Consider the following 12,397-nt stretch of genomic DNA (forward strand, 5'->3'; position numbering starts at 1 on the left):
TGCAGATGAAATCATTTATTATAAAACTCATGCTTGGTGCAGCGGTTGTTTTGTCGTTGGCGGCAGCTCATGCCTATTATCGCTATGAACAATTTCTCAGCACACCGGTTTTCAATACCGATGAAACCCGCATTGAAATTCAACCCGGCAGTTATTACAGCCAGCTGATCAGCCAAATTAAACAAAACAACGGTCATGGCGCCTCCTGGCAATGGCAAATATTGGGCCGCTGGCAGGGATACCAAAGTCAAATGAAAAGTGGTGAATACCGATTTACCCGTCAGGACACGCCCCGCAGTTTACTGGATGCGATTGCCGAGAACCGGGTGATACAATATGCCTGGACGGTTGTTGAGGGTCAAACCTGGCAACAAGTGGCGCAACAATTGAGCGCCCTGTCGCTTAAAAACCGTTTACTGACAGATAAGTCAGAAGCCCAGATTGCCGGTTTATTGGGCCTTCAAACGCTGTCGATGGAAGGTCAGTTGCTTCCCGAGACCTATCACTATACCCGTGAGGACAGCGATTTACAGTTACTGCAGCGCGCCAACCGATCTTTGCAGAAGGTATTGGATCAAGCCTGGCAAGCACGGCAGCCTGAATTGGCATTAAAATCACCTTATGAGCTGCTAATCTTGGCATCCATTATTGAAAAAGAATCTGCTGTGGATTCAGAACGCACGGTGATATCCGGTGTTTTTAATCGCCGTCTGAAAAAAAATATGCGATTACAAACTGATCCAACGGTGATTTACGGTGCTGGAAAAACATACGCCGGTGATATCACCTATCAGCATTTACGTACCGACACGCCTTACAACACCTACACACGCCACGGTTTGCCACCGACACCCATTGCTATGGCAGGCAGGGATTCCATTTTTGCGGCCGGTCAACCCAATACAGGTCAGGAATTGTACTTTGTGGCCAGTGGTGATGGGGGTCATGTATTCAGTGAAACCTATGAACAACATCAGCAAGCCGTGAAACAGTATTTAAAGAAACAAAATGAACAATAAAGCCCGATTCATAAGCTTAGAAGGATCAGAAGGTGCCGGCAAAACCACCGCACTGGAAACCGTCAAAAGCCAGTTAGAGCAATGGCAGGTGCCGTTTATCGTGACCCGTGAACCCGGTGGTGAAGAAACCGCCGAGCGGATACGCGATATTTTATTACACGCCGAGCACTTAGAGCCCATGAGTGAATTGTTACTGATGTTTGCCGCCCGTCATGAACATGTTAAAAAAGTCATTGAACCGAGTTTACGTCAAGGCACATGGGTTATTTCAGACCGTTTTGTGGATGCCAGTTTTGCCTACCAGGGATTTGGACGCAGACTTGATCTGGGCTTGATTGAACAACTGGAGAAACTGACCGTAGGCGATTGTCAGCCGGATTTAACTTTGTGGCTGGATGTGGCCCCAGCTGTGGGTTTGCAGCGGGCTTCTCAGCGTTCTGAAAAGGACCGCATTGAACAAGAGGATGTTGATTTTTTTCAGCGGATTCAGGCAGGTTACAAACAACGCCAGAGCCGTTACCCTGATCGCATCAAAACCATAGATGCGAATGTATCTGAACAGGCTGTTAAAGAACAAATTATCGACGTGCTTGAACAACACAGAAATCGGGTCGTATCATGATTTACCCCTGGTTACAACCGGCTTTGGATCAATGGCATCAGCAACTGGCCGCTAATCGTCAGCCACAGGCATTAATCATTGAAGGCAATCAAGGCATTGGTAAATCTGCCATGACCCGTGCGATTGTGGCTGAGTTGCTGTGCCGCGCGCCAAAACCCGAGCCCTGTGGTGAATGTCAAAGTTGTCGAATTTACGGCTCCGGACAGCATCCGGACTTGATTTTGGTGGCGCCTGAAAAAAATCTGATTAAAGTTGCTGTGATTCGGGAACTGGTGCGTTTTTTTACCGCCACAGCCCACAGTGCTCCTCATAAAGTGGCGGTTATCAGACAAGCCGATGGCATGAACACCGCAGCGGCCAATGCACTGCTCAAAGTGTTGGAAGAACCACCTGCCGGCAGCTTGCTGATTCTTGAAACGGATCGGGCTCATTATTTATTACCAACCATCCGTTCGCGTTGTTTGCAGTTAAAGTTGCAATGTCGGGCTGAGCAATACCCGGCGGTTAAAAACTGGCTGCAAAAGCAAAAACCGGACTTGTCGGCAGACCAACTGGCGCAATTGTGGGCGCTGAGTCCCGGATTACCATTACAAATTGCCCGCCTGATTGATGAAGATGTGGTGTCACAGTTAGCATCTCACATGAGTTCTATGTTGGCATATTTGGATGACCGGCAATCTTTGACAGTGGTTTCACAACAGCTTGATCAAGAGGTTAAAGCCAATCATTGGCCTTTGTTACAGACCTTGTTTTTACATTGGCTCAAAGAGGAGCACCGACCGCAGTCGGAGGCTTTTCAATGGTCACACGACCTGCGGCAATGGTTTTTTAAGCAGCCTTGCGGCAGCGGTTTGTTGCTAAATTTCTGTCAATTAATGAATACAATTATGGTAAACTTAAATAACCAAACAAAGACCCGGTTATTGATTGAGTCCATGTTGGTTAAGGTCAAGCAAAGGCAGGTCTCATAAAAGACACCACACAAACACAGGGGTAAGGATTATGGCATTTTCAGCCGGTATGGCCAAAAAAGGCATATTGTCACTCAATATTCAGGGTGCAGCCCAATTACACCAGCATTATATGCCGTTTATAGAAAATGGCGGTTTATTTGTTAAAACCAACAAAAACTATCGGATGGGTGATGAGGTTTTTCTGATATTAACCCTGGATGACGATGAGCGCATGCCGGTGACCGGAAAAGTGGTGTGGATAACCCCCACGGGCGCTCAGGGTTCTCGTGTGCAGGGCATTGGTGTTCAATTTAATGACAACAGTGATATGGACAGTATCAAAACCAAAATACACAGCATTTTGGCACCTTATAACGGCGAAGATATTGCCACATTGACATTGTGATTAATGATGCGTGATCTGTTAAACGGTCATGAACTGTCTCATCTTGAAGAAGAAATACGTCAAACTGAGCGTATACTTTATGTTGAAAAAAATAATATCTCAGGCTTGCGCAACAGCCTTAAAGCTATCACATTAAAAACCGGCTGGGCGCTTTATGTATGGGAAAACGGTCGGGGTCTGATAAATATCAAGAGTTCTGAACCGCCACCACCGAGAACTGAACTCTTTAAAGATGCGTTTAAATTTGCTTTGGCACGAAAACACTTTTCTGTGTTCGTGTTTCCCGTAATTGACAAGGACAGCTGGTTACAATGTAAAATGTTTTTTAATGAGAACAGACCGGATTCGACCCATCCGGTTAAGTTTTTATTTATTCTTCCCCGAGATCAAGCACATGGTTTTTTTAGTGACATGGCCCACAAGGTGTCATTTAACACCGGTCTCGATGGTAATTTCGTATTACGGGATGGACGTTGGGTGAGCGCCGATGAACTTAACTAAGCAAAGCCTTATTATTGCCTGTTCTCATAAAGAAGACCGGTTAAAGTTTTTTAATTTTTTTGACGGCTTAAATGTGAAACAGATACTGACAGCCAGTCACTTATCACAAATGCAAGATTTATTATGTGATGAAAACCTGGATGTCGGTTTGTTGGCGGTTGAATTATCGAGTCGTTGGATTAAAAACACCCAGCAATTGTCTCGGCTTCAAAAAAATCATTCCGGTTTAACCGTGGTCGCTTTGGTGGATGAGGACATGCGCCTGGATTATGCGCATTATCGTGAGATTATACAATCGGTCAGTCATTTGCTGTATTCACCTTTGAATCACAATCAGCTGGTGAGGCTGACTGATTTAGTTGATCAGACCAAACAGATCGTTGAACTGGAAACCTATCGGCAAGGGGCTTTTCAGGCAAGTAGTTTACCCCTGTTGTTGGTGAATGCCAAATCACAGGAAATTGTGGCGGTGAATGAGACATTTTTAAAGCAGTTTCAGATTTACAAGAAAAGACTGCTGGGACAGATATGGGTGGACTATCTGGCACAAGATCAGCAGGATAAGATTAATCGATATCAATCAGAGCTGAACGAGAAAGGGCAACTGGAGATTCAATCAAAATGGAGTATGAATGGTGTATCTTTCCCGGTCAAATTGTGTGCTTTTTATCTTAATTTTAACGGGGTACCTCATTACCTGATCGAATGTCATGATCAGAGTGAACATGTGTTTCGTCAGAAGATGCTGTATTTTTTAGACAAAATCAGGCTTCTTGATTTTGTTACAAAGCGGTCGGAAGAACTGTTAAAACAAATGGTACTGTGGGCTGAATTTGATTTTTGTTTTATGCTCACCAAAGGCCGAAAACAAAAGTATCAAAATATTGTGTTTGATTACTCTAAAAGCAATCATGCCCATCATTTTATTGAGTCAAATCATGACTTTATTTTTAGAAAACTCAAAACCCAGCGCACCTTGACTTTGAGTGAACAGGCCAGCCAGCACATTCCCGGTGACGAATTTATCACCATGAATGATGTTGAATCGATAATGGTGTTCAATTGTCGGGTCAATAAACACCAACAGGCGATTCTGGTGCTGGGCGGGGAGCGGGCTTTCCCACGGTGGCAACACCTGAAATTATTGTTCAGTAAACTGGTCGAGCATTACCGGGCGACCATGGCCTTTAAAATGTTGCAGCATTCTCATGAGTCGGAAAGTCAGTATGACGTGCTCACGAATTTGCTCAATCGCCGATACATCATCAAACACATTGAAAAATCCATTGAACAGGCGGCCCAGAGAAAACAGTCTTTGGCAGTTGTTTTTTTGGATTTAGATCGTTTTAAAGTCATCAATGACTCTTTGGGACATGATGTGGGCGACCAGGTTTTGGTAAACGTAGCCCAAATTCTCAAAGACATTGTCGGTGATTTCGGGGTGGCCTCCCGTTATGCCGGTGATGAGTTTTTGTTGTTGTTAAACCGCCATGTCAGTGCAGACAACATTAAAAAAGTGGCTGACAGTATTCTTAAATCTGTGGCCGAACCGGTGACCCTGGCAGATGGCAGCGAGATAAAACTGACCATCTCACTGGGCATTGCAGTGTATCCGGATCATGGAAAGCTGGTCAACACGTTAATTAAACATGCCGATGTGGCGTTGTACGATGCTAAATTAAACGGTAAAAACCAATATTCCATCTATCGAACTGAATTGGACGGCGAACAAGCCAAACAAAGCGAGGAAATGGTTAAAAATTTGGAACAGGCCATCGAATCTGATCAAATTGATGTATATTATCAACCCAAAATTGATGCCAAAACCGAAGACATTGCCGGTTTTGAAGCCCTGGTTCGTTGGCAGCATCCGGAACTGGGGATTATCAGCCCGGGTTTATTTGTGCCTCTGGCAGAGCAATCGGGCCTCATTCACAAAATAGGCTTGCTGGTCATTGAAAAAGCAGCCAGATGTCTGAAAGCCTGGCAGACCAGGTATGAATTGCCGCTGACCATGTCCATCAACCTCTCGCCCATACAATTAAATGATAACCGTTTGATTGACCGAATAAGCTATGTCATCAATCAAACCGGTATCCAGGCCAAATATCTGGATTTTGAAATCACCGAAAGTGAAAAATTCAAAAGTGTGAAAGATGCCTTGGTGATGTTCAATCGCATTGTGGATATGGGCTGTACTTTATCCATTGATGATTTTGGTACCGGTCATTCAACCCTGGATTATTTGCGCAAAATTCCGGCCAAAACACTCAAAATTGATCAGGTTTTTGTGAAAAACATCGGTTTGAGTCCTGATGATGAAGCCATTCTGGATGCGACCATCGATATGGCCAAGCGGGTAGGCCATTTTATTGTGGCAGAAGGTGTTGAAACAGAGAGCCAACGTCAATATTTAAGTCACAAAGGATGTGATTATTTTCAGGGGTATTTGTTTAGCCGGCCATTACCGGCAACAAAAATTGAAGATATTCTTGATCAACGCGCGCAAATCTTAAAAAATTATTAGATGGCGTGAACTTTTCGGACCGGGATTGAGTCCAAACAGGCACATGAATGAAACAAGACGACAACACTAAAATGTCCGAGAAAACCCTCGATGCTGAGTTGGTGGAGCAGGCCAAGAAAGGCCAAATGGCTGCCTTTGAAATGTTGGTTAATCGCTACCAGCAAAGGGTTGCCAATGTGATTGCCAAATTAGTCAAAGACCGCAGTGAAATTGAAGATGTGGCACAAGAAGTGTTCATTAAAGTTTTCCGGGCTTTACCGCGATTTCGTGGTGACAGTTCTTTCTACACCTGGGTGTATCGAATTGCCATCAACACCGCAAAAAATCACCTGGTGGCCAAATCCAGACGTATCCAGAATACGCAGGTTGATTATGAAGAGGCCGAAGCCTTCAGTAGCAACGAGGCACACAGGAACTTAGACACGCCAGATGCGGTCTATGCACGTGGAGAACTGGAACAAGTGATGTCGAAAGCCATCAGTCAGTTGCCGGAAGATTTGAAAACAGCGATTATTCTGCGTGAAGTGGATGGTTTAAGTTACGAAGAGATCGCTGAAGAAATGGCTTGTCCGATCGGCACCGTACGCTCGAGAATTTTTCGGGCGCGAGATGCCATTGATCAGGCCTTAAGACCCCTTTTAGACAGAGAGCAAACAAAGCAAGAACATGTCAGATCAATCTAAACAAAATATGTCCCAATTGATGGATGGTGAGCTGTCCCGTGATTGTAGCCGTTTTTTACTCAAACGCATGCAACATGATGGCCATTTTCGTCAAAGCTGGCACCATTACCATTTATTACGTTCTGCTGTCCAGCAAGATCATGAAGCACCGTTGATGTACAACCTGGGCAGTCGTGTGGTGCAAAAATTGCAAGTTGAGAGCGCGACAGTACAGCCTGCCAATAAGCCATCGCGCAGCTGGTTAAAAGCCCTGACAGGTTCTGCCATAGCCGCTTCTGTGGCATTGGTGGCAGTGATTTCCTTCAACCAGAATGCCTTCCAGACCGGTTATTCCGATGTCAACGTGCCTGAATACGCAAAAACGCCTCACCAGTTGATTAACCCACCCAATGCCATGACAGCCCGTGTAGAGCAAAAGCCCCGATACACCCGTTATCCTGACTTAACACCTCAGGTACAACACTACATCATGGATAAAAACACCCAGACAGTGATGCCGATTTATTACCGGGTATCCAGTAACCGCTTACCGGTTCAGCAAAGCATTCAAAACCAATCCAATCTTTATACGGACGAATGATCAGGTGGGCCACCATTGTGGCAAGGTCACCACAATGGGTGGATTTACAATTAATTAAACAGCCCGGCTGCCAGGGGTGCACCGGTCAATGTCACCGGCCCTTATTAAAACTGTTTTCTTTTGAAGACAACCATTTTCGGATTTATCGTCATGAAAAAGGCGTTCATTTTGTTAACCCCCATTTATTATTTTCTGAGGATTCTTCGGAACGTCAGGTGGGGCAGCAAGTGGGCATGCAAATGAATGACAGCACTCTATTGTCCGGTGGTTTTCAGTTTTATGTGCTGCCCTTGCTGGTGATGATTGCGGCCATGACCGGGGGACATTTTATGGCTGTACAGTTTCATCTGCCCACCGATGTCGGTGCATTTTGTGGTTTACTGCTGGCAATATTGTGGGTGTTGTTGCGGTTTAAAATAAAACAACACAAGCCACCGCCCACCCTGCCAAAAGTCACGATTTTGTAAATCTCCGGCACTTGTTTTATGCCGGACAGTCTATAAGTACGTTTAATATCATCTCAGGAGAAACTTATGAAAAAACGATTTGCCATCTTATTGATGTTAAGTTTGATGACCATGGTTCCGCAATTGTCAGCGGCTCAATTGCCTGATTTTACCCAACTGGTTAAAGATTCGGCGCCGGCGGTGGTCAATATTCGGGCACGGGAAAATGCAGAACAAACAGAGCCGGGTCAAGCCATGCCAAACGATGAATTGTTTCGTTTTTTTGGTATCCCCAATCCCGGCACGCCGCCTAACAGGGACCGTGTTTCGGGAGGTACCGGCTTTATTATTTCAACGGATGGTTATATTTTAACCAATCGCCACGTGGTTGACGGGGCTGATAAAATCACCGTAACCTTAAAAGACCGACGTGAATTAGAGGCTGAAATTATCGGTGAAGATGAAGCCAGTGATGTGGCCTTACTAAGAGTTGATGCCAAAAATCTGCCGACCCTGAAAGTGGGTTCAGTCAGCGATTTAGAAATTGGTGAATGGGTGATGGCCATCGGCTCGCCGTTGAGTTTTGAAAATTCGGTCACCAAAGGCATTGTCAGCGCCAAAGGGCGACGCATACGCGGTCAACAGTACATTCCCTACATTCAGTCCGATGTGCCCATTAACCGGGGTAACTCAGGCGGCCCGTTAATCAATATGGACGGCGAAGTGGTGGCCATCAATACCCTGATTTTTTCTAACACCGGCGGCTATATGGGGATTTCATTTTCCATCCCCATTGATGTGGCCATGAATGTGGTTGATCAGTTAAAAGAAAATGGCGTGGTTAAACGCGGTCTTTTGGGTGTGGGTATTGAAAATGTGACCCAGAAAATGGCCGACTATATGGGCATGAAAAAACCTCACGGCGCCCTGGTTAATCAAGTGTCTGAAGGCAGTGCCGCTGACAAAGCCGGTATTCAGGTGGGTGACGTTATTGTCGCATTCAACGGACAGGAAATCAGCACCGCGGATACCTTGCCACCGATTGTTGGTATGGTACAACCGAATACAGAGGTTAGTCTGACAGTGTTCCGGGACGGTAAAAACAAACGCATCACCGCAAAACTCGATGCGCTGGATGAAACCGTTGTTGCCGGAGAAAACGGACAATCAGAGGACGTTCAAGCCGGCATTGGTTTTTCTGTCAGTAAATTATCTGACCAGGATAAAAACCGCACCGGTGAAAGCAGCGGTGTGATTGTTACAGACATCACGGACAGAGAGGTGCAACGGGCACAACTACAGGTGGGTGATGTGATTAAAAAAATCAATAAAAAACCCATCAGTAATCTGTCTGACTTCAGTGATGCGATTGATGCGCTTAAAGACGATGAGCCGTTGGTGTTACTCGTTAAACAAGGACCGGCAAATCGCTTTATTGTGATTGAACGCAACGCAGAATAAGTATAAAATAGCCAACAAATCCCATCATTTGCATGGGATTTGTTGTTTTTGCATTCTTGACAGGAATGTGTGTGGTTAATTTGAGCCGGCTATTCAGGTCGATGCTGCATTTAAACCATGTCTGTCCTCGATAATTATGACTGTTTTTGGACCCTTGAATTCATGAAGAATATCCGTAACTTTTCTATCATTGCCCATATTGACCACGGCAAATCAACTCTGGCAGACCGGTTTATACGTCTGTGCGGTGGTCTCAGCGAGCGGGAAATGGCGGATCAGGTGCTCGATAGCATGGATATTGAACGTGAACGGGGTATCACCATCAAATCCCAGTCGGTGCGTTTAAGTTATCGGGCAGAAAATGGTCAGGAATACCAGTTTAATCTTATCGATACACCGGGTCATGTGGATTTTTCCTATGAAGTGTCCCGCTCATTGGCCGCTTGTGAAGGGGCTTTGCTGGTGGTGGATGCCGCTCAGGGAGTTGAAGCCCAGTCAGTGGCGAATTGTTACACCGCCATTGATATGGGTCTGGAGGTAATTCCGGTGATAAATAAAATTGATTTGCCGGCGGCGGATGTGGAGCGGGTGAAGTCTGAAATCGAAGAGGTGATTGGCATAGATGCCTCGGAGGCGTTATTGGTATCGGCAAAAACCGGTGTGGGCATTGAATCCGTGCTTGAAGCCATTGCTGAAAAAGTGCCGGCACCCAAAGGTGATCCCGAAGCGCCCTTACAAGCTTCGATTATTGATTCCTGGTTTGATAATTATCTGGGTGTGGTGTCTTTGGTTAGGGTGTTTAATGGTCGGCTGCAAGTGAAAGATAAAATCACCATTATGTCGCTCAAAACACAGCAACTGGTGGATGGTCTGGGAACTTTTAATCCCAAGAGAACGCCAAAAAATGCCCTCGAATGCGGCGAAGTCGGCTATGTCTCCGCTTCAATTAAAGATGTTCACGGTGCACCTGTGGGTGACACCATCACCACCGCTAAAAATCCGGCTGACAAACCACTGCCGGGCTTTATGGAATCTCAACCACGGGTGTTTGCCGGACTGTTCCCAACCTCTGCAGATGATTATCAGGATCTGCGTGAAGCCCTGGAAAAACTGCAGTTGAATGATGCTTCATTGGTGTTTGAACCGGAAACCTCTTCAGCCCTGGGTTTTGGCTTTCGCTGTGGCTTTCTGGGGATGTTGCATATGGAAGTGATACAGGAACGGATTGAGCGTGAATTTGACATAGATCTGGTGACCACTGCCCCCACTGTGGTGTATGAACTGGTTCAAAAAGACGGTACCACCAAAAAACTCGATAATCCCGCCGACTTACCGGACATGTTTGAAGAAATCAGGGAGCCGATTATTAGTGCCAATATTTTACTGCCTCAGGATTATGTGGGTAATGTGATTACCTTGTGTATTGAAAAACGTGGTATGCAAAAAAACATCGTTTATTTGGGCAAGCAGGTACAATTGAAGTTTGATTTGCCTTTAAGTGAAGTTGTTTTGGACTTTTTTGACCGCTTAAAATCAGTGTCCCGGGGTTATGCATCCTTTGAATATGAGCATAGTCATTACCAGGCGGGTCCCTTTATTCGGCTGGATGTGTTAATCAATGGCGAACGGGTGGATGCTTTATCCATTTTAACCCACCGCGAAAACGCCCAACAAAGGGGCCGTGAACTCACCGAACGGCTGAAAGAACTGATACCGAGACAAATGTTTGATGTTGCCATTCAGGCGGCCATCGGTTCACAGATTATTGCCCGCACAACGGTCAAAGCCCTGCGTAAAAATGTGACCGCCAAGTGCTACGGCGGTGATGCCACACGAAAGAAAAAATTACTGGAAAAACAGAAAGCCGGTAAAAAGCGCATGAAGCAAATCGGCCGGGTAGAAGTACCGCAGGAAGCCTTTTTGGCGGTTTTAAAAGTTGATAAATAAAGACCTAAGGTCTTAAAGAGAGGATAATTTCCGTGAATGAAATACATTTAGATTTCGAAGCGATTTTAACGCTGGCCACCCTGATAACGATTGTTCCATGGTTTTATGTCAAATTTAAATATAAAAAATCAGACGCAAAACCCGAAGGTGTCGGTGGTCATTTACTGGGATTTGCTTATTCATTTTTTCCGGTTTTTTTCTTTGTGTTGCTGGTCAGAACTTTTGTGTTTGAACCGTTTAGAATTCCTTCTTCTTCGATGATGCCGACCCTGCTGACGGGTGACTTTATTGTGGTCAGTAAATATTCTTACGGATTTAAGTTGCCGGTTTTTCACGACACATTGATTGAAATGGGACACCCTGAACGCGGTGATGTGGTTGTTTTTCGTTATCCGCCGGATCAAACCAAGGATTATATCAAGCGTGTGGTGGGCGTGCCCGGTGACGATGTTTTTTATGATATGCGCAGCAAACATGTTTACCTCAACGGTCAATTGATTGAACAGGACACTGTGGGTGTGTACGAAGGCTTTTTGGATGATTTGCAGGCACGCAGTCGCGTCATTGAGAAAAAAGAGCACCTGGGTGAAGTACCACACAGGATGTTGACCATCAACGGGGTGGTGGATCAGCCTTTTCAATACACCCGCTTGACCGTTCCTGAAGGTCATTATTTCGTGATGGGTGATAACCGTGATAATTCCGCTGACAGCCGCTATTGGGGGCTGGTGCCGGAACGCAATCTGGTTGGACGTGCGGAATTTATCTGGATGCATTGGCGAATACCGCATTTTTGGGAAGGTTTAAAGAGAATTGGCACCAAGATAATTTGACAAAGGCCTGTTTTTACACGGATAATTAATTCTCATTGTTGACTATTTAGAGAGAAATCATGAAAACAGCACACAAAGCGCAAGGCATTACATTGATCGGCTTCGTCATCATGTTGGCCTTGCTGGGCGTGGTCGCTTATGCCGGCATGCAGGTTATCCCTGTTTACCTGGATCACCACTCGGTGGTCAAGGCCATGAAAACAGCGGCCAATGAATCGGCCAATAAATCCCCTGCAGAAATCAAAACCCGCATTGATAAATTGCTTTATATCAGTTATGTGGACGTGGTCAAACCTACGGACTTTAAAGTCGTCAGAGGCAATGGTCGCGAATTAAAAGTCGAGTACGAAGTGGAAAAACCGTTTATTGGTAACTTGTTTTTTACCATGAAATTTAATGAATCTGTCCCGCTTAAATAA

Annotated in this window: 13 protein-coding genes; all 13 read left to right on the forward strand. The window is 45.3% G+C overall.

Annotated features, from left to right (window positions below; all coding sequences use genetic code 11):
- Window positions 1-5 precede the first annotated feature (5 nt).
- The 13 genes from mltG (at window position 6) to IEV16_RS04675 (ending at window position 12,397) form a co-directional block, all read left to right on the forward strand.
- Complete coding sequence (gene mltG, locus IEV16_RS04615; protein ID WP_188364512.1) at window positions 6-1,019, forward strand: endolytic transglycosylase MltG; 1,014 nt, start codon at window positions 6-8, stop codon at window positions 1,017-1,019.
- Window positions 1,009-1,641 (forward strand): dTMP kinase, encoded by a 633-nt coding sequence (gene tmk / locus IEV16_RS04620; protein WP_188364513.1) that lies wholly within the window; start codon window positions 1,009-1,011, stop codon window positions 1,639-1,641. The genes mltG and tmk overlap by 11 nt, the downstream gene beginning before the upstream one ends.
- Window positions 1,638-2,612 (forward strand): DNA polymerase III subunit delta', encoded by a 975-nt coding sequence (gene holB / locus IEV16_RS04625; RefSeq protein ID WP_188364514.1) that lies wholly within the window; start codon window positions 1,638-1,640, stop codon window positions 2,610-2,612. Before tmk ends, holB begins: the two co-directional genes overlap by 4 nt.
- 31 nt (window positions 2,613-2,643) lie before the next feature.
- Window positions 2,644-3,000: a PilZ domain-containing protein gene (locus IEV16_RS04630; RefSeq protein ID WP_188364515.1), complete on the forward strand. Its 357-nt coding sequence runs from the start codon at window positions 2,644-2,646 to the stop codon at window positions 2,998-3,000.
- A gap of 3 nt (window positions 3,001-3,003) precedes the next feature.
- A complete protein-coding gene (locus IEV16_RS04635; protein WP_188364516.1) occupies window positions 3,004-3,501 on the forward strand; it encodes a hypothetical protein in 498 nt (165 codons plus the stop codon).
- Window positions 3,488-6,028, forward strand: coding sequence for a putative bifunctional diguanylate cyclase/phosphodiesterase (locus IEV16_RS04640; RefSeq protein ID WP_188364517.1), 2,541 nt, complete (start codon window positions 3,488-3,490; stop codon window positions 6,026-6,028). The genes IEV16_RS04635 and IEV16_RS04640 overlap by 14 nt, the downstream gene beginning before the upstream one ends.
- Before the next feature lie 47 nt (window positions 6,029-6,075).
- Window positions 6,076-6,711: an RNA polymerase sigma factor RpoE gene (rpoE, locus tag IEV16_RS04645; RefSeq protein WP_345258855.1), complete on the forward strand. Its 636-nt coding sequence runs from the start codon at window positions 6,076-6,078 to the stop codon at window positions 6,709-6,711.
- On the forward strand, window positions 6,695-7,291 hold the full coding sequence (locus tag IEV16_RS04650; protein WP_188364518.1) for a sigma-E factor negative regulatory protein: 597 nt from the start codon (window positions 6,695-6,697) through the stop codon (window positions 7,289-7,291). Before rpoE ends, IEV16_RS04650 begins: the two co-directional genes overlap by 17 nt.
- On the forward strand, window positions 7,288-7,758 hold the full coding sequence (locus tag IEV16_RS04655) for a SoxR reducing system RseC family protein (RefSeq protein ID WP_188364519.1): 471 nt from the start codon (window positions 7,288-7,290) through the stop codon (window positions 7,756-7,758). The genes IEV16_RS04650 and IEV16_RS04655 overlap by 4 nt, the downstream gene beginning before the upstream one ends.
- 66 nt (window positions 7,759-7,824) lie before the next feature.
- Window positions 7,825-9,198 carry a Do family serine endopeptidase gene (locus IEV16_RS04660; protein WP_229728253.1) on the forward strand — a complete coding sequence of 458 codons (1,374 nt, stop codon included), beginning with the start codon at window positions 7,825-7,827 and terminating at the stop codon, window positions 9,196-9,198.
- 162 nt (window positions 9,199-9,360) lie between these two features.
- Window positions 9,361-11,145: a translation elongation factor 4 gene (lepA, locus tag IEV16_RS04665; protein ID WP_188364520.1), complete on the forward strand. Its 1,785-nt coding sequence runs from the start codon at window positions 9,361-9,363 to the stop codon at window positions 11,143-11,145.
- A 32-nt stretch (window positions 11,146-11,177) separates the two neighbouring features.
- The gene (gene lepB / locus IEV16_RS04670) at window positions 11,178-11,978 is read left to right on the forward strand and encodes a signal peptidase I (protein ID WP_229728254.1); all 801 of its coding nucleotides are present in this window, start codon (window positions 11,178-11,180) and stop codon (window positions 11,976-11,978) included.
- Between the two features lie 59 nt (window positions 11,979-12,037).
- Window positions 12,038-12,397, forward strand: a complete 360-nt coding sequence (locus IEV16_RS04675; RefSeq protein ID WP_188364521.1) for a DUF4845 domain-containing protein — start codon at window positions 12,038-12,040, stop codon at window positions 12,395-12,397.

The sequence above is a fragment of the Marinicella pacifica genome, from assembly GCF_014636635.1.
GTDB lineage: Bacteria > Pseudomonadota > Gammaproteobacteria > Xanthomonadales > Marinicellaceae > Marinicella > Marinicella pacifica.